A 21874-nucleotide genomic window follows, 5' to 3' on the forward strand; every position below is an offset into this window, starting at 1 on the left:
GTTCAAGCTTGATGGGAAACGGGATAGGGCCTATCCACGTGCGTTAAAAATGAGTAAAAACAAGTATCCCATTAAGTCTAAGAAAAATGCCGTTCACACTAAGTGAACGGCATTAGGCTAACGCCGGCTTTTTAGAGATAATTTGGAATTACTGACCGGTACGACCGTCGTCATGACAAGCGTCGCACGTTGGCGCCTGACCAACATTCATGTCGTGTGGCGCGTGACAATCAGCACAAGTCATCATGCCATCATGCGCTTGGTGAGTTGCACTCATTTCGGCCAAAGTGCCATGACAAGCTTGACATTGCTCAAATTCAAAAGCGCCATCAGCTGAAGGCTCGCCGTTGGCGTGACAGCTTTCACAGCCGCCCATTTCACCATGGAAGTCAGCTAGGTTTTGATCAGCTGCAAAGGCGGCTGGTGATAAGGCGATAGCAGCGCCGAATAACATGCTCAGTAATTTATTGCTCACGATATATCCTCCGAAGGTGGTGCCTACTGTAAGCCTGACTTGCGTGTTGAGCTTGCGGCAACCTGTAATTATTCATTCTTGTATCAATCTAATTTAGTGCAGCCTGATAAACAGCGCAACAAGAAAATAGCCATCAATAGTTTATCAGCCTTATTCCTTATAAACTGTGCGCTATCTCATGCAAGTTAATGTGAGAATTAATATTTTTTGAAAACAAAAAAGGAGACACTGTCTCCTTTTTTCATTGAGCAAGCCTATATTATGACTGGCGCAGTGCCTGAATACGTTTTTCTAATGGCGGGTGGCTCATCAGTAATTCGGCCATGCTACGCTTACCGTTAATGCCGAATGCTGACATAGAAGCAGGCATAGCTCCGGCCTCGGGGCCTGAACGCAACCTTTCAAGTGCAGCAATCATTTTCTCTTTACCGGCCAAACGAGCACCGCCGGCATCAGCACTGTATTCACGAATACGTGAGACATAAGCAACAATAATGGAGGCCAAAATACCAAACAACATATCCAATACAAACACGACGGCCATATAAGCGAACATGCCTAAGCCTTCGCCTTCTTCATCACTGCTTGAGACAAAGTTGTCAATAATGCCGGCAACCACGCGAGCCGCGAAAATGACAAAGGTGTTCACCACCCCTTGAATTAAGGTCAGTGTGACCATGTCACCGTTAGCCACATGACTAACTTCATGAGCTAACACCGCCTCTACTTCACCTTGAGACATGTTATATAGCAGCCCAGTACTCACGGCGACCAAGGAGTTATTTTTGCTTGGGCCGGTAGCAAAAGCATTTAATTCTGGAGAATCATAAATCGCCACTTCAGGCATGTTAATGCCGACTTGCTTAGCTTGGCGAGCCACGGTGTCCATCAACCACTGCTCTGACGCATCGCGAGCTTGGGTAATCACTTGCAGCCCCATGGTTTTCTTGGCCATCCATTTTGAAATCGCCAAACTGATAAATGCACCACCAAAACCAAAGATTGCCGCAAATACCAATAACCCACTCATAGTGGATGTATTGACACCCAAGAGTGACATGACAATTGATGCAACCAGCAATATCGCTAAGTTAGTTACAATCAATAAAAATATACGTTTCATTACCGCTCCTAATAGGGCACTTTGTGCCGAGATGACCTTACTATTGACATAATATGTCTTAAATGCCAAATATCAAGGGGCACATCCTTTATTTCTTTGGCCAACTAGAGTCTAAGAACAGATAATTAAGCCAAACTTAATCATGGCTTGATTAGGCTAACAGACTGCATTAACAGTAAAAACTTTGTTACTCTGTGCCAATGATTAACTTTGGACATCCAATAATGACAACCCAAGTGCTTCTGTTAAGCAGTTCTAAACTCGGTGACACCCCCTACCTCAGTCATGCCATCGACTATATTGCCCCCTACCAAGCTGCCGGCACTAACTGGCTCTTTATTCCTTTTGCTGGCGTCGGCATTAGCTACGATGACTATTTAGCAAAAGTACAATCGGGTCTTGGCGATTTGAATATTCAATTGAGTAGCATCCACCAGCATAGCGATTACCACCAAGCCATCAAAGCGGCGGATGTGATCTTGGTTGGTGGCGGCAACACCTTCCATCTGCTCCACGAATTATATCGACATGATTTACTCGGACCCATTCAGGAGGCCGTAGCGACAGGCACCCCTTATATTGGCTGGAGTGCCGGTTCCAACATTGCTGGTTTAAGCATTCGCACCACCAATGACATGCCAATTATCGCCCCGCCTAGTTTTGAGGCGTTACAGTTAGTGCCGTTTCAACTAAACCCCCATTACACCGATTATATTCAGCCAGGACACAATGGAGAGACGCGAGCACAGCGAATTTTTGAATTCACCTGCGTTGACAGCCATACTCCTGTGGTCGGGATTGTGGAAGGTTCGGCGCTGCAACTCGCAGGCCAGCAATTGCGTTTACTTGGTAAAGAACCCGGCTATTACTTTTGCGGAGAAATACAGCAACAAGTGATTGCTGCTAATAGTGATTTAAGCCATTTACTGGCTTAAACCTCACACAAAAATGCCTGCAAGAGCAGGCATTTTTTATGACGAGTTAATGTTAGGCTTGCAGCCTTGACACCCGCGATACTGTTACGTCTTGCTCGGCATTGAGCCAACAGTGGGGAAGCTGTAAATGATTGGCGACTTGCTCAGCGCTAGTATCGACTAACGGCGGCACAACCCCAAGACACGGGGCGGGCATCATTTGCTGTAAACTCGCCAAATTCTCTTCAAAACAGCTCATATCACCATCGATGTGATTTGCCACCCAACCGACCAAGGTTAAGCCATCAGCGGCAATCGCTTCAGCGGTTAAAATCGCGTGATTTAAACACCCAAGCTTCATGCCTACCACCAGCACCACCTGCCACTGTTGCTGAGCGACGAACGTCGATAAATACTCACCCTGTTGCAGAGGTAAACGCCAACCACCGGCCCCTTCAACCAATTGCGCCATATGGCTCGAGCAACCCACCGACATCATTGATTCAGTCAGGTTAGTAATGGAGATATCTTGGCCTTGCTGGTTAGCAGCAATATGCGGAGCAATCGCGGGGGCAAAAGTAAAAGGGTTAACCTCCGCATACTCCAGGCCCAGATTTGATTCGGCCATCAAGGCTAACGCGTCGGAATTGCGCAAACCATCTTGAGTCGGCAGACAACCAGACGCCAATGGTTTATAACCTTGAGTTTCAAAGCCTTCACGTCGAGCAAGGTGCAATAAACCAGTGCCGACTAATGTCTTACCGCTATCAGTATCAGTGCCGGTAATGAATAATGTTGGTTTCATGGTAAGCGCCTCATATGTAGAAAAGTAACCTTGTAGGTTAACGGAATACCCTGCGGCTCTCGCAATGTTTCGGCCACTTCCAGCAAATCCATCCAATAACGTCGTGACAATAGACCTCGAGAAGCATCAGTATCGGTCACTAATGACGTATTGGCTCCGACTCCTTTAATGGAATACAGCAAAGTGCGAAGGTTATCGAAATGAACCTTAATTGTGTGGACTTCTGCCGATAAGGTTTGCCAATCAGCATCATCAAAAACAGAGTAAATATAGTCACTGCTACGAAAGGGATTAACCTTCAATTGCAGGGTTAAAAGTTCAGGTAGACTGCCTGCGGTGACAATACTTAGCAGCAATTCACCTTGCCCTTGACAGACCCGAGTCAACTCGGCGGCAGCACGACTAAAATCATCACACCACTGCAAAGCCAAATTGGAATAAATTCTGTCAATACTGGCGGTGGCTATCGGTAAGTCTTGTGCATCCGCTTGCATCGCAACATACGTCGGAAAACTCGTCGATAACTGGGTTAACATACCGCTGGCAATGTCGACAGCAAGCACCAGTGTACCACAGTTCACATTTTTACTGAAATCTGTGCCAGGGCCCGCACCAACATCGAGCAAATTCGCGCCTGATGTTAAACGCGCTAGCAGTTGTTGCTGACAAATATTTTGGACTCGATTATGTTGTGAATACTGGCTCGCCGCCCGAGAAAAATGGCTAGCTATCGCATTTTCAAGCGCCATACATCCCCCTGCTATCACCACCACACCATCGGAAATTTATCAATGAGTTCATCTTGGTCACAATACCTCATGTGACAAGCACACTAGCAGCCAAGAGCTTGGGCTAAGGCCGTCAATAATTGTTGTATGTCTCGGGGTTGATGCGCCACGCTTAAGGTGATCCTCAGTCGACACAATCCCTGTGGCACAGTGGGCGGTCGAATGGCTCCCACCGCAATGCCTTGCTCTCTTAACTGATAAGCAATACTCAAGGTACGTTCAATATCCCTAGTTAACACGCCCTGGATTGGGGTGTGCGACGGCATGATCTCGATGCCCAAGGCGACAGCAACCTCACGAAAATAGGCTATATTGTCCATCAATTGAGCTCGAGTTGCCCCTTGCTGCGCTTTATCTAGCGCCACGTTCACCGCCACACAAGACGCAGGAGACAAGGCCGTAGAGTATATGTAGGCACGGCTGTGACTGACTAGATAATCAATCACTAATTGTGATGCTAAAATGGCAGCACCTTGGCCACCTAATGCTTTGCCAAAAGTCACCAGTTGCAGATCAGGCTGCACGGCTAACGGCCGCCATCCAAAACCATGGGCATCATCGACAATAAGGGCGCAGCCAAACTCTAACGCCAATTGTTTTAAGGCCACTAATGGCGCTTCATCGCCATCCATACTGAAAACAGATTCAGTCACTATCGCGCTAACGGGGGTATCAGCAGCAGCTAATCGCTGCAATTGCGCTCGCGCCGATGCCACGTCATTGTGACTAAAGCGTACTAATTTGGCGCCGCTGTCGCGAATACCATCCAATGCCGACGCATGCATTAATTTGTCGGCTAAGATCACCTCGGCGCTACCAAATAAGGTTTTAAATAAACTGCCGTTCGCACTGAAACCAGAGCAAAACAGTAACGCGGCCTCTTGTCCGCTGGCACGGCACAATCCTTGCTCAAGTTGTTGATGCGCTGCGGTATAACCACTAATTAATGGCGATGCCGTACTGCCATGGCCAAAGGTGAGCGCGCCTTCGGCAAGCGCTGCCGCCACGTCAGCATCTCTAGCCAGTCCTAAATAATCGTTATGACTAAAATCGAGCCGAGGATTGGCTAGGCGCCGTTGACGTAACAAACCAGCCGCAGTTTTCGCGGTCATCGCTGCGCTAAGACGTTGCTGCCACTGCTTAATCGCTGTCAATTACAACGCTCCAGCGTCATAAAATGGCGCGTTACTCCGCTTATCTTGCTGCGCCTTAACGTGAGCAATGGCCTCTTGCTCCGCCCCCAACATCGACTGCGCCGCAGGCCCCTGTTCAGGGGTTAACCCAAGCTTGTTAAACAGCTGCATATCTTGGTTTTCTTCAGGATTATTGGTCGTCAATAACTTACAACCATAGAAAATGGAGTTGGCCCCCGCAAAAAAGCACATAGCTTGTAATTCTTCGCTCATTTTTTCACGGCCAGCGGATAAACGTACCCGCGATTGCGGCATCACGATGCGCGCGACGGCAATGGTGCGCACAAATTCTAATGGATCTAAATCATCAAGATTATCCAATGGAGTACCCGCGACCTTAACCAACATATTGATAGGTACCGACTCAGGATGTGTGGGTAAATTGGCCAATTGCTGCAATAAGCTGGCGCGATCTTGGATAGATTCACCCATGCCCACAATGCCACCAGAACACACTTTCATCCCGGCGGCACGCACATTGTCGAGGGTATTTAACCTATCGGCATAAGTACGAGTGGTAATGATGTCGCCATAGAACTCAGGCGAAGTGTCTAAATTGTGATTGTAATAATCAAGTCCGGCACTGGCTAATTGTTGAGCCTGCTGTTGATTTAACATCCCCAAGGTCATGCAGGTCTCTAAGCCCAAAGATTTCACTTCGCGCACCATATCGACTAAGTAGGGAATATCTTTATCACGCGGATTACGCCAAGCGGCGCCCATACAAAAACGGCTGGCACCGGCGGCTTTAGCACTGCGCGCCTCGGTGATCACCTTCTCTATTTCTAACAGTCGCTCTTTCTCAAGACCGGTGTCATAACGGGCACTTTGCGGGCAATATTTACAATCTTCTGGGCAAGCGCCGGTTTTAATTGATAACAAGCGACTGATTTGCACTTCATTAGGATTAAATGCTTGTCTATGAATGCTATGAGCATTAAACAGTAAATCGTTCATTGGTAAAGCAAACAAGGCTTCAATTTCATGCTTTTGCCAATCATGGCGACACTGAGTAGACATACGTTCCCCTGAATAAATATTATCTTGGCTAGCATAACCTCAGGCCGTAAACTGTCAATCAAAGTGCCAACCCACCATTTACTAGTGGTTAATTTATGAGCAACATTGATTATTCATTTGACAAGCAACACCTCTGGCATCCTTACAGCAACCTTAGCGAACCTGCGCAGGTATTTGCGGTGACCAAGGCTCAAGATTGCCTTTTGACCTTGGCCGATGGCCGCCAGTTAATTGATGGCACGAGTTCCTGGTGGGCGTGCGTGCATGGATATAGCCATCCGCAGATTCTGAGCGCCATGTCGGCACAAATGCAGCAACTGAGTCACGTCATGTTTGGCGGGATCACTCATGAGCCGGCCATTCGTCTTGGTAAGCAATTATTGGCCATGACCAGCCCGAATCTCACCAAGGTTTTCTACAGTGACTCTGGCTCTGTAGCGGTCGAAGTCGCAATGAAAATGGCGTTGCAATATTGGCAAGGTAAAGGCAAACCCACTAAGCAACAAATGCTGACTCTCAAACGCGGATATCACGGTGATACCTTTGCCGCAATGAGCGTGTGCGACCCTGATACTGGCATGCACAATTTATTCAACCACGCTTTAACCCCGCAATGTTTCGCCGATGCCCCCCGCGTACCTTTCAATGAGCCGATAACGCCTGCCGATGTTGCGGCGTTAGAAACCGTATTTGCCAACCATCATCATGAGCTTGCTGCCTGTATTATCGAGCCGATAATGCAAGGCGCTGGGGCGATGTTCTTTTACAGCGCGGACTACCTCAAAGTGCTTAGGCAGCTGTGTGATAAATACGAGGTTTTATTGATTTTAGATGAAATCGCCACAGGGTTTGGCCGCACAGGCAAATTGTTTGCCTATGAACATGCCGACATTGAGGCCGACTTATTATGCTTAGGAAAAGCGCTTACCGGTGGACATATTAGTTTAGCCGCGACCTTATGCAGTGATGAAGTGGCATTAGGAATAAGCCAATCATCAACCTCGGTGTTTATGCATGGTCCGACGTTTATGGCCAATCCCCTTGCCTGCGCAGCCGCTAGCGCCAGCCTGAGCTTGATTGCAACGGGCCAATGGCAAACACAAGTGGCCATGATAGAGCAACAACTTAAGGCAGAATTAGCTGACGTCGACTCCGCCTCGGCAGTCAAAGCGGTCAGAGTCCTCGGCGCCGTAGGCGTCATCGAGATGACTCACGCGGTCAATACCAGTTTATTACAGCCTAGATTTGTCGAACTCGGAGTATGGGTACGTCCTTTTGGGCGTTATATTTATATTATGCCGCCTTATACCATTAGCTCAGCACAACTCAGCCGATTAACCCAAGCAATGGGGATTGTCGCCCGAGAGCTCAGCGTGCAACCATTACCGTCCGACACACCTTGCCATGGTTAATTCAGTGTGGGATGGCGGCTAGATTAATTTGACTTTAGATGGATATCACTCAAGAAGTGTTCTACGTATAGTAAGACGAAAACTTGTCGATATCCATTCATTCTAGCAGGAGCAAATCATGACCCATTTGAGTAAGTTGGCACAAGCAGGTGTATTAACCAACCCAACCACCCATGCCGAGTACATGACTTTTGTGATTAATCCGTCAAACCAAGGGGTAGCCTGCACCAACATTGGCATAGCCCTCGCCAAACTGGATGTCATTACCAAGTCCATTAATCAAAAAGATTTAGACGCCAGCTTATCGATTAGTATCGGCTTTTCGGCCCTCGCTTGGCCGCTATTGTTTCCCCAAATTCCCATGCCAGCACAACTGCAAGCATTCACGCCTATGCAAGATGGCCCTCGAGTATTTCCTGCGACTGAGGGAGATATTTTTGTGATGATAAAATCCAACCGAATGGATTTAAATTTCCAAGCCGCTAAGTTAGTGATGCGCGATCTGGCCTCGTTCACCACCCTGATTGAAGATATCCAAGGCTATAAATATCTTGATAATCGCGACATGATTGACTTTGTCGACGGTACTGAAAATCCGACAGGGGATGAACGAGTAGAGGCCGTGTTGGTGCAAGAAGACATTGATCTCCATCAAGGTGGCAGCTACCTGACGGTGCAACGCTATGTCGATCATCTCGATAAATGGGAGGCTCAACATACCGAATATCAGGAGCAAGTTATTGGTCGGACTAAGATGGATAATGTTGAACTCGATGATGACGTTAAGCCTGCCTGGGCGCATAATGCCAAAAGCAAAGTCGAAATTGATGATGTTGAAATTAAAATGTTAAGACAAAATCGCCCCTGGGGTAATGCCAAAGAACATGGCACGTTTTTCCTCGGTTTTGCCTCGACACCGGAAATCATCAACACCTCACTCAAGCAAATGATCTACGCTGACGCACAAGGCGACTACGACCGTCTACTTGATTTTGTCGATGCCAAAACCGGCGGTATTTATTTTATGCCATCAATGACATTTCTGGCGCAATTTGATGACTAAACGCTAGGGTTACTCACATCCCTGTATTGCCATAAACATCAGGCCTGACCTTATGTTTGTGGCAATAGCTTATTATATATTCCATGACCTGACGCCTTGAACAGGCTAAAATACCCGCCTGCCGTTTCCTTAGTTAAAGTCCAAGTTTGTCTATGCACACCACTGAGTCTTGTTTTACCCCGTTTGCTCAAGATATTGCCCATATTGCGCTACCCACACGCTTCACTTTTCCTTTTTATTATCAGCCTCATGAGCTTAGCGTACATGCAGTTGAGGCATTGCAGGCGCACCTCACTCACCAAACGGATTGGCAACATAATTTCGGTCTCGACGGCAAACTTGATACGGCAATCGGCAAAATGTTTGGGGTGCTAGTCGTCCAAACCACTGAGGGACAACTGGGCTACCTCAGCGCCTTTTCCGGAAAATTAGCCAATAGCAATCATCTGCCAGGCTTTGTACCACCTGTGTACGACATGCTAGAAGCGGATGAGTTTTTTATTGAGCAAAAAGACTATATCGACGCGTTAAATCGTCAAGTCACCGAGCTACTTAGCTCGCCACAACTGGCCAAAAACCAAGCCGAAGTTGCCACGCTCAAACAGCAAGCGGACACTGAGATAGCCGCCATTAGACAAGATATGATTGCGGCGCGTCAGCAGCGTAAACGCCAGCGGCAAGCATTACTGGCAGCGCTGGATACGGCGCCGAGCTCGCAGCAAGAAGCTCTCACTGAGCAGTGGCAACAATTAAGTGGCGCACTAAGCCAGGCAAGTGTGGCTGAAAAATTGCGCCTTAGAGACACTAAACTTGCATGGCAACAACAAATAGACAGCGCTAACTTGGCGTTAAGCTCATTGGAGACAGTGATCGCCCAGTTGCAAAATGAACGCAAACAGCGTTCTTGCCAGTTGCAACAACGCTTATTTCAACAATACCAATTCTTCAATATTCGCGGTGAACAACAAAGCCTCGCCAGTATTTTTAGCGGCACGGTGGAATTGAGCCCTCCAGCAGGCGCCGGTGAATGCGCGGCCCCCAAATTATTGCATTACGCCTTTCGCCACAAGATGCGACCAATCGCCATGGCGGAATTTTGGTGGGGCGCCTCACCTAAGTCGCAAGTCAGGCAGCATAAAAACTACTATCCGGCTTGTCAGCGTAAATGTCATCCCATTTTAAGCCATATGTTGCAAGGGTTAGCCCTTGATGACAATCCCCTATTGATCAATAGCGCCAAGCAGAAACAAATCGATATTATCTACCAAGATGATGCAATGGCGATTATTAATAAACCCGCCGAGTTATTATCTGTGCCGGGTAAGCAAGTCACCGATTCGGTACTGACCCGAGCGCAACTGCTATTTCCACAAGCCAGCGGTCCATTGATTGTCCATCGCTTAGATATGTCGACATCTGGGATCATGGTGATTGCGCTGACTAAAGATGCCCATAAAGCGTTGCAGAAACAATTTATTCAGCGTAGCGCCAAAAAACGCTATGTGGCCTTAATCGAAGGGCACCTGACGCCAGAGACTGGCACGATTAATTTACCGTTACGGGGCGATTTAGATGACCGACCTCGGCAATTAGTGTGTGAATTACATGGCAAACCCGCCATCACCCAATGGCAAGTGATCAGTTATGATGGCCTACGCACCAAACTGTATTTATATCCAGAAACCGGGCGTACTCACCAACTGCGCGTGCATTGTGCCCATGCCCAAGGGCTACATATGCCCATGGTTGGTGATGACCTTTATGGCCAGCGAGCGAATCGATTACATTTACACGCCGAATCTTTAACCATCCATCATCCGGTTACGGCTGAATTAATGACTTTTCAGGTGGATGCTGATTTTTAAGTAAAATTTGCGGTAGTGCTTACCGATAGCGCTACCGCCATTGCCGAACAAGCCCCCTGCGCCCTCCATGTTCCCGATTAAATATTCACCTGTTATTGCCACCGCCTCGTTCGGCGCGTGAACCACAAGATCTCTGGTCGCCAGCAAAGGTGCATTCGCCCACACAATCCAGTAACATACAGACCCAATCACTATAACGCCCATAAAAATAATAAAAGGCACTCTTTTGCGACCGTTAACCGACATAAAATCAACGATTGCTCTGAGTTTTATACTCGGAGTCATCGGTTTTTGCGCGAATTTGTTTCCTATTCCACTGTTTGCCAATGTGGAATTTATCTTAGGTAATGTCACCATAGTGATGGTGGCCATTCTCGCAGGACCTTGGTTCGCATTATTGACAGCCTTCGGCTGCGCCTTGGGCTTGTATCTTGCTTGGGGCAACTGGTTTGTTTTTGTGTTTGTCGCACTGGAAGCATTATTCCTTGGTTATGCTCGCAAACATAATCTGTATTTACTCTATGCCAGCATGTTGTTTTGGTTCTTGATTGGCCCCTTAGTCTTCACCAGTTATGCGATGTTGTTCAGTGATTTACCCAGCAATCATTTACCTTTCATCATGATAAAGCAGGCCATTAATGGCTTGCTCTACACGACCATAGGCTCGTTAATCATACTGATCTGGCCTTTTATCAGTCGATTTGATCATTTTAAACATCAACCACGACGTACCTTCAATGCGCAACTGACCTATGTGTTTACCTTAACCATTACCTCTGTGGTGCTAGTGTCGACCTTGCTACTTAATCAAACTCATATCAATCAACAGCAAACCTTAAAACTCAGTAAACTCAATGAATCGTTAGATTTTCAATATTCGACCCTAAACCATTATTTCGAAGATCATCATAAATCATTGATGACCTTAGCGTTATGGATTGAAAAATACCCTGAGCAGCAAGACATTATTGAAGAAAGTATCAATAAACTTATCGAGTTCAATCCCGATTATCGCAGCATAGAGTTTGTCAGTACGCCATTACGGTCCACTGCACTCCCCCCGCTAAGCATCGATGATAATGACCAGCTCAATTTAACTCTCGTCATCGATATCCAATCTCAAAGTAGTCAACAATCCATAGGTCAATTGATTGCAGAATTAGACATACAAAAGATGTTAGCTGAAAAGGTGCCGGCCTCAGGGCAAGCGTTGCCGCAATTACTGATCATAGATAATGAGCAGCGGATCTTGTATGCCTCTGAGTCCTTAGGATTAACGGTATTAGCCCCTTTACACTATGCCCTGTCTGGAGCGGGATATAGCACGCCATTTTCTTTACTAAATCTCCATGACTTATCAAACAATGCCCCTGAATACATTTACCTTACCAAGTCTTTTAACAATGGCTTACAACTGATGTTGTTGCAGCCCTTTAGCCCCTTGTTAATCTCCGCCCAGAAACAATATCTCTACAGTTTTGGCTTTCTATGTTTAGCCATTTCATTAGCCTTTTATATCGCGGGAACAATCAGCCGGACTCAAACACGGCCATTAGAATTAATCGCCAGACGATTCACGCAACCAGAGCTTCGCCGCACCAAGGTTGAATTTACCCAACACACGCCCATTGAAGTGGTGACGCTTTATGAACAAATCAAGATGAGTCAGCGTGAGTTATTAGTGCATCAATTAGAGCTCGAAGAACAAGTGGCTATCCGCACCTATGAGTTAGAGTGTGCCAATGAAAAACTTCAACAACTCGCCACATTAGACGGTTTAACCAGTCTCAATAACCGGCGCTACTGTGAACAACTGTTTGTGACGGCACAAGAGTATTGTCAACGCAATCACGCTAAGTTAGCCGTGGTGTTGCTCGACCTCGATCATTTTAAGACTATCAATGATAACTATGGACATTTGGCCGGTGATGAATGTTTACGGCAGGTGGCAGCCTTATTAAAACAACACTTTCGACGTGAGACCGATATTATTGGTCGCTATGGCGGCGAGGAGTTTTTATTGATCCTGCCCATGTATGATCAAACCACGTTAATGGAACATTTAGAGCAATTCCGGCAACACTTAGAGCAGTTAGCTATCCTTTATGCCGAACATGAGCCGGCATTTTATGTAGCCACCAGCATTGGCGCCTTGATTTGCGAGGCGACGTTCAGCGCCAATATCGATAAATGGCTATACATTGCCGATGAAAACTTATATCGGGCAAAAGAAATGGGAAGGAATCAAGTCATCTGCACCAAAGAGGACTCCCAAGTTTCCAGCGTTTCTATCGGTTAAGCCCTTTATTTAAGGAGCAGGTGCGCCGCTAACATGCTCAGCCGTTTGCCTAAGCATATAATCAAAAAATGGATTCCACTTTTGTCTCAGCATATCAGTGGCGTTAATAGTGTGAACCCCAGCTTCGCCCTTGGCATAAAATCGGCCAAGGGCGATTTGTTCATATCCCGCCACTAATTCATTGCCATACACTGGATCGGTGGCGGCAAATGGCAAGGCAATGTGTGACAAAGAATAGACGTTATTTGGCCATGTCATATCAAGCGCTTCTATGGCGGTGTGCGGCCCATGACGATGGTACGCTTGCACCTTTGGGCTATCTTTAGTCACGTTTTCAATCACAGTAAGCTGGTAACTATCTTGATGCGGTCGATATACCAAGGCGCTACGAGGATCGCGCTTAAGCAATTGGAATTGTTCAATGACACGATTGATATCAAACAGGACTAACTGATGTTGACTCCCTAAACGTTGAAATAAATCCGTTATAATCGCTTGTGTTGATACCGTATTGTCACTAATGGATTGAAACGCTTGTATAGCGGGGAGTTTAGCCAGCTGCTCTGTCGTGAGCTGGGCCAATAAGCGACGATTCTCATTCACTAACTGCAACACGGTATCGGCGGCATTAATGGCAAATGAACCATAACGATAAGGATCATATTCTTGTTTTATGCTATTCCACGCCAATAGTTCAATCCCAAACCATTGGCCAATCCTTGTTTGCCATTTTGCTAATTCCGATAATGGTGTGAGCCCGATAGCCGGTGAAATAAACACCATGCGCTCAAAATATGGCGAAGCTCCCCGTTGTAATTGCTTGAGCTCTAGGTTGAGTCCAATGGCCGCCCCAGTCGAAAAGCCAATAAAGTAGATGGGTTTTCCCTTTAACTCTTGACGTAAATGATGGATAGCCAGTGTGGTTGCTGCCAATAAATCGTCCGCTTGGGTATTAACTAAGGCTGAGGGCAAGGTGCCATGTCCAGGCAACCTTAATCCTAAGACACTGGCTTTACCTTTAAAGGCGTTGGCAATATTTGATAACGCATAAGGAGAATCTGACATCCCGTGCACCAGTAGAATGCCAAATTCGGCTTCAGCAACAGGCCAATAATAACTTTGATTCCATTGTTGTGGCCATTGTTTGGGATCAGAGAAACTCCCCTGATAATAGCGATTATAATCTTGGGGCTGGCTCACGCTCTGGCTGAAATTGGCGCTAAAATCATCCAACTGATTGAATAATTGCTGCTCTAACTGCAAGTAATCGTCAAAGTGCTTGAGATGGCGTTGCTGTGAAAACTCAACAGATAATGTTTGGGTATGCCAAGGCGCTAACCTTGGCATCTGAGTCACATACAAATACAAACCCAGTGCCAACAGTAAACCACTGGTCAATAGCACGGCCACAACGACCAATAACAGTGCCTGTAATCTTGTCATCATCCCTGCTGACACCCCTCAATATTGACCCGTTAATCGTATATGGTTGGGATCAGGCGCCGTTTATGCTGCGTGCGTTTGTATATGGCAATCAGCTTACGTTCAACGCCCTCGCCAACCTCATGACCTTCTAAAAAATCATCGATTTGTTGATAGCTTAAACCCAGTGCATCTTCATCCGCTAATTGAGGTTTATCCTCTTCAAGATCTGCCGTCGGTGCTTTGGAAATTAATCGTTCTGGCGCGCCAAGGTACGCAGCTAACTGCCGAACTTGGCGTTTATTCAAGCCAAATAAAGGCGCTAAGTCGCAAGCGCCATCGCCCCACTTGGTGAAGAAACCCGTGATATTTTCGGCACTATGATCCGTCCCCACCACTAAGCCGCCAGTCAATCCGGCAACTTCGTATTGGGCAATCATCCGCATTCGCGCTTTTACGTTGCCCTTCACAAAATCCACGTTAATGGTGTCGGACAGCTGAACATCAGCCAAGGCGGCAAGGGTATCGGCATGAATACCGTCAACACCGGCTTGGATATTGACAGTCACTTGATGGGTCGGGGCAATGAACTGACACGCCATTTGCGCTTCATCTTCATCTTGCTGCACCTGATACGGCAAGCGAACAGCAATAAACTGATATGATTTTTGCGGATTGGCACGATTAAGCTCATCAACGGCCAATTGGCATAAACGGCCCGCGACCGTTGAATCTACACCACCACTAATGCCAAGCACTAAACATTGGCTGTTGGCATCCGCTAATTTGATTTTAATGAAGGCCACCCTTCTTTGGACTTCGTACTCAGGTTCGATTGCCTTCAGTACTTTCATTTCTCTTAAGATTTGTCCTTTCACAGACCACTCCATTGTTAACTGTTAACCACCTGCCCCTTCGCCACACTCAGCGCGAATCGTATTGAGGTGAATTTATCATGTTTCTTGCCAATGTAGCGCTTGCTAACTTTTAGCTCCCATCATCCGCCACCGTTAGCAAGGCTGAAAATCAAGCTCGCGACTGGCTTGTACAAGCTAGCAGGATAAGTAACAATCAAACATTAGCAACCATTTTATAAATTATCATGGACTTACCTTTATTAATTACCTTAGCACTGGTCCATAGCATTGCCCTCGTCAGTCCTGGGCCAGATTTTGCCATCATCATCAAAACCGCCAGTCAACAAACTCGCGCAGCGGCCATCGCATGCGCCTTTGGCATTGCGACCGCCATACTTGTTCACACAATATTGAGTTTGACTGGAGTCAGTGTCGTTATCGCCCGTTCAGAGCTAGCGTACCTTAGTGTGCAAGTTCTTGGTGCATGTTATCTCGCTTGGATTGGTATCGGGGCGTTACGCGGCGCCTATGGCTCTTGGCAACGCCCATCGGTGCCAGAGTCAGCACAAACATCCGCAGGTGACCAGCCTCATAATTCATTAGTCCCGATGACTCGTCGCCAAGGTTTCTTTATTGGGCTTTACACTAACTTATTAAACCCTAAAGCATTAATATTTTTTATTACCTTGTTTTCGGCATTAATGACGCCCGAGATCAACATAGCCACAAAAACTGCTGCCGCCATTATATTATTTAGCCTATCAATCTTATGGTTTGTATCCCTAGCGGTATTACTATCAAAAGCTAACATTCAAGCTAGATTACAGCGTATAAGTCCATATATAGATTTAACTACTGGCATAGTGTTTGTTGTGGTAGCCGCCTCAATTCTGTGGCAACTAACGTTAGCGCAAACGTTCGCGTAATTGGTAGTACATCATACCAAGCGCTAACGCTTGATTGCCAACCCATTCATTCATGGGAATGCGCCAATGGTGCATGCCCGCAAATAACTCAAACTCAGACAGCTCGCCATCTATAGCCTTTGCTACTATCTCAGCCATAATATGCGATGTCGCCACGCCGTGTCCGGAATAACCCTGACAATAATAGACATGAGGAGACACTTTACCCAACTGCGGGATCCGATTGAGCACAATCCCAGCCATCCCAGCCCAGGCAAATTCGATATCAATGCCTTTTAGCGTGGGAAATGTTCGCGCGATAGAAGCCCCCAGCTCTTTAGCAACATGTTTAGGCTCTCGGCCACTGTAATTAGTCCCACCGCCAAACATCAGCCGTTTATCGGCGGTAAGACGATAGTAATCAAGAACAAACCGGCAATCATAGACGGCAAGATCATGGGGGTTAATGGCCTCAACTTGTGCCTCGCTCAAGGGCACTGTTGCGCAATTGCCTAATGAAGCTGGAAACAACATGCCGCGCAGCTGTGGCCGAGCCAATTTATGGTAGGCGTTACCAGCAATGAGAACGGCATTGGCCGTCACTTTGCCATTAGCAGTATACACAGTAGCCGCAGCGCCATCTTTAATATCGACCACCGCCGAATGCTCAAATAGCTGAACCCCTAGTTGCTCGGCGGCTCGGGCTTCACCAATACACAAATTAACCGAGTGCAAATGCATATTACGTCGATTCAGTAGTCCACCATGATAAAGAGTCGTCCCCAAATAATTGGGCACCTCATCTTTTGGCACCAAGGTCAGTTGCTCCCCCATACCGCGGCGATGGGCTTCATCATACATCGCCGTTAACTCATGCATGTGGCTGGCTTGGTAAGCGGTTTGGATATGACCAAATTTTAAATCACAATCAATCTGATACTTTTCAACTCGTTGCTTAATAATATCATGCCCACGCCAGCGCATATTCCAGACAAAATCCTCGGCCTCAGAACCAATTTTTTTGCGTAATTGCTGGGTCATGGCCTGATCGCCAGACAAGCTGCCCGTGACTTGCCCGCCATTACGCCCCGTGGCCCCCCAAGCGATTTTATTGGCTTCAAGCAATACCACTTTATAGCCTTTTTCAGCTAACTCTAACGCAGCCGCAACCCCCGTCAGACCGCCGCCAATAACGACAACATCCGTACTGAGTTCACCGGCTAAAGATGGATAATGGGTTTCTTGTTTAATGGTGGCGTTATAATAAGATGGGCAGCGTTGTGATGACATGTCAATTCCCTAATGAGAGACCATGATACAAAACAACGAACATGGTGTTTATTATTTTTTACACAAAGTAGCGCTTTCTCCCCAATTAAGTCAACACTAATAGCAGCTAACATGACGGGAAAATCAGATTAATCGAACCGTCACTATCAACACGAAATAGCTGATATTTCATCGCAGTCAAGCTCGCTAGCCCTTATTCACTGGACCATAGAGCTGTTCAGCTCGATTAAACATGATCCACGAAGTCGCAATATATTTATCATGACTGTAGGGGATATTGCCTCGATGTGAGTGAGTAAAGCTGGCTGGCGCGATGACCATGGTGCCTTTGCGAGGGCGAATTTTTCGCTGTTGATAAAAGAATTCGGTTTCACCGCCATCTTCGACATCGTTGAGATAAAACATATATAACACCACCCGATGCAAAGCTTCATTATGACCTGGTTGTGGGAATTGCTCCGAGTGCCAATGGGGATAACCACCGGTGCCCTTCTGGTATTTTTGAATATTAACCGCACCACTGCGATATAAATATTGCACTAAAGCCTGCGCGCGCGGTTGACCGAGCTGCAGATAATTGTCGGGGGTTAAGGTTTCTGGCAAGCCTTGATCATTCGCCACCTGTACGGCTACCGCGCCCATCAAGGTCAGTGAATATTTATCAAAGTATTGGGTCGCACATGGCAAGGTGTAATTAAGCAATTTCGCCAACTCAGCTTGTAATTCTTGGTGAGCGTCTAGCATTAAATCTAAACTGTCTTTCTTTTGTTTATCGACACCTTGTCCAGTTTGCCCCGGCTTGACTCCTTGATGATGTTCAAAGATGTCGATGAGTCGATCACAGAACTTGTCAGGAAGTGCATTGGGGTAAACTTCAATAAAATCCATGTCACTCTCCGCGTTGCGATGAAAATATACCAGCCCAAGTAAGTAACAATAAATTAAACAAAAAACCACAGTCACACAATAGCGGGGCAGCCATCTCGGCAACATGAGGGTGCAATAGCTTAGGTAGTTGCCTTTAACATCTGCGTAAAAGCACCAAACTGTGAACAAGCCAATAGAATACACCTTAAGTATTCGCTAAGCTTAATCTCATCCTAATTTGTTCGAGAGCCCTTATGTGGTGGCGAATTTTAGTTATTTTTCTGGCCTACTTATTGTTAGGTGCACACTTTTTACGCTATAACCAACCCTTAGCGGCCGTGGGTTTCTCATTGGCTCCCTTGTTGATATTTATTCCAAACACCATCATTACTCGAGCACTTCAGTTCGGCCTCCTCGCGAGTACGCTATTAGTCTGGGGCGTGACCACAATCGAATACATCGAGGCTCGCATGGCAGTTAGTCATCCTTGGGCGCGTTTAGCAGTGATCATGACGGCGGTGATGATCTTTACATTAATGGCGGCATATAGTGCTAATGATGTCATTAAATTAAGGCGTCAATCACCCTCTCAGCGCTAATTTGGGATTGGCTTACGATAAACGTAAAAATACTAGTGTGTGTTTAAGTACTGGGATGTATTAATGAAAATTGCTGTCGGTGCTGCGGTAAAACTCAATCAGCAATGCCCACCTCAAAAACCTCAACCGAGGCATAAGCTCCGGCGCCAAGCTTGAGCTTGCCTGCGCAAGAGTCGACCAAATACCCCATCAATAATCGGCGACAACTCATACCATTGAGAACGTAAAAACCATGAATTACAAAGAATTAAACTAAATACTTAGCGGATAAAAGTTAACTTATAACAAATCACATCAAACCAGCATTTCATTATATACAAGCATTCTTGTTGAATTATAAAAGTTAATATACTGTTAACCTGCTTTAAAGCAGTAACAATCCAGCATAATCATCTATGCGTGGAAAAATACAACCAGAGGGAAGGTTTATGACCGACTTACCCGACTTCGATACCCTAAAGCGGATGGCTGAAAACGAGCCAGACAAATTAGCGAAGCTACAGGAAACCCTCATGGATGAACTGATTGAATCTTCAGGAAAGAATAAAGAACAATTATTGAGCTTAAAACATCATTATCAACATAAAATGTCGTTGTGTAATAACCCTTACCAACGATGTGTTGTGGCAATGACAATGATGCGGAACAAATTGGTGACCCTATCGAATGTGTTGAATCAGCCTGCTGACTTCAAGGCAACAACAGCAACCGTCATTGATTTTCCGACTCAACAAGATCAAGCTCAAAATTTATAACCAACGTTTTAATTTGAAAAACCAATAGGTTGCCGCGGCACTAGCTAACATTAGCCCCAGTGCCAGCGGATAACCGTAATGCCAATGTAACTCAGGCATATCATTAAAGTTCATCCCGTAACTACTCGCAATCAAGGTCGGAGGTAAAAACACCACCGCTGCCACTGAGAATATTTTACTGATCTTATTTTGTTGAAGGCCAGTAAAGCCCATCGCAGCATCGAGTAAGAAGTTTAATTTATCAAAAATAAACTGACTATGGGGCATTAATGATTCAATATCAGAAAGCATCTCTCTGATTTCTTTCATATCATCATCAGACAGTTTTTGACGATAATAACGCTGAATGTAACGTAACGAACGCTGGGTATCGAGCAAACTTAATCGAATTTTACCATTGGAGTGTTCTTGCAATGTGATGAGTTTAAATACATCGTCAAGTTCATCATTATCAAAAACCTCATGGCCAACATTATCGAGTACCGTGTATACATCTTCAATTAAATCAGATAGGTAATCCACTTTAAGCGTGAATAATTCAATGAATAATTGTTGAGGTGTATTGATATCTAATCGGCCAAGTCGCAAGTAATTTCGCAATAACCGAATTAAGCCGACATCTTCTTCACGCATAGTGATTAAGTAATGCGACCGTAAGTTAAAGGAGACGTTAACCGCACGAACCTCTTGACCAACCCGTTGAGGGAAGAGTGAATTAATGTGTAACCCATCTTTATTCTGATAGAAACGGGCCGATGCCTCAATTTCGTTCATATCATCTTCATCAGGCACTTCTTCGGCGGAAAAGCCGGCCAGCCATTCTCTTTCTTCATCTTCTGGTTTGAATAAGTCTAACCAAACCGTGTCGACCGGTAACGTGTCACCAATATTAAGCTCTTTCATAATCAGTTGCTGATTATCATAGATGTACGCAGTAATCATGCTGCCCCCTAACGCTTAACATGACAGAATTAACGTTTCTAAGTGTATCCTATTATCAGTGAATCAAGGCAATACGGTATTCATTACCGACAAAAATTAATTTATTAACGATGTTCAACTGATGAAATAGTCACTCGATCCTCAGTAGAGAACCGAATTTGCAGGCCATCAACCGTCGTGATTCGATTGCCGTCGATATCCGCTTTTCTCACTTGATACTCTCGAACAGCACCTTCCGTGGGTGACTGAATAGTGACCAGTACAACCTGTTGTTGCGAAAACCAATGCCATGCGCCGACAGCCATCCCAGAGACCAATACCAGCCCAAGAGCGATAGTGAGCATATATTTACGCAGTAACTTTTGGCCAGTCAGTAATTCTGGGGAGGGTGAAGCAAGCGACTCCTGACGACGTCTAGAGACCATAAGCCACACTAGACCGATAACCACGGCGGTAACAAATAATTTAAGTAACACCCTAACGTCTCCATGCTAAAACGCCATTGTAACGCGTCATCGGCCTAAATATAGGATCTTTCGAGATAAAAGACCTTAAGCTGAGAGTCAGCTCATACTTCATCAGCCCATAGCAACCTCGCATCATTTGTCTCACGAGCGCATCATCACTTTCCCTGTACGGACCAATGAGTGCTCATTAATATGATTTATACGCTTCCCGCAAAAGCCGCGTTACTTTTGCTGATAAAGATAACTGCAGCATATAGACGATTACTTTGGTGAGCTTGGCGGAACTCGAAGCCGTGTGCCTTCGGTACGCGTGACAGGTGAAATGACGCAGTCATGCTTTGAACGAGAGGCATTAATGCCGAACTGGCCTTATACAGGATGTATTATGCCTATCTATACTAAAAAGGCTAAAATTTCCATGGATGGAGTGAATGTTAGAGATTATCTGGAACAATCTCAGTCCAACTGAGCTACCACTCGGTTTTCTATTTAACAATACAAAAAAGCCCCGTCATTTCTGACGAGGCTTTTTTGTAAGTGGCAGAGCGGACGGGACTCGAACCCGCGACCCCCGGCGTGACAGGCCGACTTTCTCTAAACAAAGAGTCTAGCCAACTGAACTACCGCTCGGCTTTCTATTTCACAATAGCAAAAAGGCCTTATCTTTCGATAAGGCCTTTCTCTTTATGTTGGCGGAGCGGACGGGACTCGAACCCGCGACCCCCGGCGTGACAGGCCGGTATTCTAACCAACTGAACTACCGCTCCTTTAGACCGAAGTCTAAATTCTTTTATCGTCGCTAGCGTGTCATGG

The 21874-nt window shown here is 46.1% G+C and carries 21 protein-coding genes and 2 tRNA genes; 8 read left to right on the forward strand and 15 right to left on the reverse strand.

The window, feature by feature from the left end; translation table 11 throughout:
• Positions 1–148 precede the first annotated feature (148 nt).
• Complete coding sequence (locus KU855_RS16320; RefSeq protein ID WP_218531617.1) at positions 149–475, reverse strand: cytochrome c3 family protein; 327 nt, start codon at positions 473–475, stop codon at positions 149–151.
• Positions 476–734: 259 nt separating this feature from the next.
• Positions 735–1598: a protease HtpX gene (htpX, locus tag KU855_RS16325; protein ID WP_218531619.1), complete on the reverse strand. Its 864-nt coding sequence runs from the start codon at positions 1596–1598 to the stop codon at positions 735–737.
• Positions 1599–1822: 224 nt separating this feature from the next.
• On the opposite strand from htpX, the gene pepE reads away from it, so the two are divergent.
• Positions 1823–2533: a dipeptidase PepE gene (gene pepE, locus KU855_RS16330; RefSeq protein ID WP_218531621.1), complete on the forward strand. Its 711-nt coding sequence runs from the start codon at positions 1823–1825 to the stop codon at positions 2531–2533.
• Between the two features lie 52 nt (positions 2534–2585).
• Here pepE and bioD read toward each other — a convergent pair whose 3' ends face one another.
• From bioD to bioB, 4 genes are all read right to left on the reverse strand, one after another.
• Complete coding sequence (gene bioD, locus KU855_RS16335) at positions 2586–3317, reverse strand: dethiobiotin synthase (protein ID WP_218531623.1); 732 nt, start codon at positions 3315–3317, stop codon at positions 2586–2588.
• A complete protein-coding gene (locus KU855_RS16340) occupies positions 3314–4066 on the reverse strand; it encodes a methyltransferase domain-containing protein (protein ID WP_218531625.1) in 753 nt (250 codons plus the stop codon). The genes bioD and KU855_RS16340 overlap by 4 nt, the downstream gene beginning before the upstream one ends.
• Positions 4067–4149: 83 nt before the next feature.
• Positions 4150–5259 carry an 8-amino-7-oxononanoate synthase gene (locus KU855_RS16345; RefSeq protein ID WP_218531626.1) on the reverse strand — a complete coding sequence of 370 codons (1110 nt, stop codon included), beginning with the start codon at positions 5257–5259 and terminating at the stop codon, positions 4150–4152.
• On the reverse strand, positions 5260–6318 hold the full coding sequence (gene bioB, locus KU855_RS16350) for a biotin synthase BioB (protein WP_218531627.1): 1059 nt from the start codon (positions 6316–6318) through the stop codon (positions 5260–5262).
• Positions 6319–6413: 95 nt separating this feature from the next.
• On the opposite strand from bioB, the gene bioA reads away from it, so the two are divergent.
• The 3 genes from bioA to KU855_RS16365 all read left to right on the forward strand — a co-directional run bounded on the left by bioA (position 6414) and on the right by KU855_RS16365 (position 10658).
• Entirely contained in the window at positions 6414–7730 is a 1317-nt protein-coding gene (gene bioA, locus KU855_RS16355; protein WP_218531629.1) for an adenosylmethionine--8-amino-7-oxononanoate transaminase, read from the forward strand.
• Positions 7731–7848: 118 nt separating this feature from the next.
• Positions 7849–8793, forward strand: a complete 945-nt coding sequence (locus KU855_RS16360) for a Dyp-type peroxidase (RefSeq protein WP_218531630.1) — start codon at positions 7849–7851, stop codon at positions 8791–8793.
• 152 nt (positions 8794–8945) lie between these two features.
• Positions 8946–10658, forward strand: a complete 1713-nt coding sequence (locus KU855_RS16365) for a pseudouridine synthase (protein ID WP_218531631.1) — start codon at positions 8946–8948, stop codon at positions 10656–10658.
• Here the strand turns inward: KU855_RS16365 and KU855_RS16370 are convergent.
• On the reverse strand, positions 10626–11030 hold the full coding sequence (locus KU855_RS16370; RefSeq protein WP_218531633.1) for a hypothetical protein: 405 nt from the start codon (positions 11028–11030) through the stop codon (positions 10626–10628). The two genes, KU855_RS16365 and KU855_RS16370, sit on opposite strands and share 33 nt — an antisense overlap.
• Between KU855_RS16370 and KU855_RS19130 the strand changes: the two genes are divergently transcribed.
• Positions 10987–12957, forward strand: coding sequence for a GGDEF domain-containing protein (locus KU855_RS19130; RefSeq protein WP_218531634.1), 1971 nt, complete (start codon positions 10987–10989; stop codon positions 12955–12957). The genes KU855_RS16370 and KU855_RS19130 overlap by 44 nt on opposite strands.
• A gap of 9 nt (positions 12958–12966) precedes the next feature.
• Here KU855_RS19130 and KU855_RS16380 read toward each other — a convergent pair whose 3' ends face one another.
• A complete protein-coding gene (locus KU855_RS16380; RefSeq protein ID WP_218531636.1) occupies positions 12967–14403 on the reverse strand; it encodes a carboxylesterase in 1437 nt (478 codons plus the stop codon).
• A 29-nt stretch (positions 14404–14432) separates the two neighbouring features.
• Positions 14433–15257 carry an ammonia-dependent NAD(+) synthetase gene (nadE, locus tag KU855_RS16385; RefSeq protein ID WP_218531640.1) on the reverse strand — a complete coding sequence of 275 codons (825 nt, stop codon included), beginning with the start codon at positions 15255–15257 and terminating at the stop codon, positions 14433–14435.
• 224 nt (positions 15258–15481) lie between these two features.
• Between nadE and KU855_RS16390 the strand changes: the two genes are divergently transcribed.
• A complete protein-coding gene (locus tag KU855_RS16390; protein WP_218531643.1) occupies positions 15482–16162 on the forward strand; it encodes a LysE family translocator in 681 nt (226 codons plus the stop codon).
• On the opposite strand, the gene KU855_RS16395 is transcribed toward KU855_RS16390, so the two are convergent.
• On the reverse strand, positions 16142–17431 hold the full coding sequence (locus KU855_RS16395; protein ID WP_218531645.1) for an FAD-binding oxidoreductase: 1290 nt from the start codon (positions 17429–17431) through the stop codon (positions 16142–16144). The genes KU855_RS16390 and KU855_RS16395 overlap by 21 nt on opposite strands.
• Before the next feature lie 186 nt (positions 17432–17617).
• Complete coding sequence (locus tag KU855_RS16400) at positions 17618–18319, reverse strand: 2OG-Fe(II) oxygenase (RefSeq protein ID WP_218531646.1); 702 nt, start codon at positions 18317–18319, stop codon at positions 17618–17620.
• A gap of 233 nt (positions 18320–18552) precedes the next feature.
• On the opposite strand from KU855_RS16400, the gene KU855_RS16405 reads away from it, so the two are divergent.
• On the forward strand, positions 18553–18897 hold the full coding sequence (locus tag KU855_RS16405) for a hypothetical protein (protein WP_218531647.1): 345 nt from the start codon (positions 18553–18555) through the stop codon (positions 18895–18897).
• Positions 18898–19325: 428 nt separating this feature from the next.
• Positions 19326–19652 (forward strand): DUF3135 domain-containing protein, encoded by a 327-nt coding sequence (locus KU855_RS16410; protein WP_218531648.1) that lies wholly within the window; start codon positions 19326–19328, stop codon positions 19650–19652.
• Here the strand turns inward: KU855_RS16410 and corA are convergent.
• The 4 genes from corA to KU855_RS16430 all read right to left on the reverse strand — a co-directional run bounded on the left by corA (position 19647) and on the right by KU855_RS16430 (position 21828).
• Positions 19647–20594, reverse strand: a complete 948-nt coding sequence (corA, locus tag KU855_RS16415; protein WP_218531655.1) for a magnesium/cobalt transporter CorA — start codon at positions 20592–20594, stop codon at positions 19647–19649. The two genes, KU855_RS16410 and corA, sit on opposite strands and share 6 nt — an antisense overlap.
• 104 nt (positions 20595–20698) lie before the next feature.
• Complete coding sequence (locus KU855_RS16420; RefSeq protein WP_218531656.1) at positions 20699–21070, reverse strand: hypothetical protein; 372 nt, start codon at positions 21068–21070, stop codon at positions 20699–20701.
• Positions 21071–21599: 529 nt separating this feature from the next.
• Positions 21600–21691, reverse strand: a tRNA-Asp gene (locus KU855_RS16425).
• Positions 21692–21751: 60 nt separating this feature from the next.
• Positions 21752–21828 (reverse strand) — tRNA-Asp (locus KU855_RS16430).
• Positions 21829–21874: the final 46 nt, after the last annotated feature.

Origin of the sequence: Shewanella sp. NIFS-20-20 (genome assembly GCF_019209865.1) — a bacterium.
Taxonomy (GTDB): Bacteria; Pseudomonadota; Gammaproteobacteria; order Enterobacterales; family Shewanellaceae; genus Shewanella.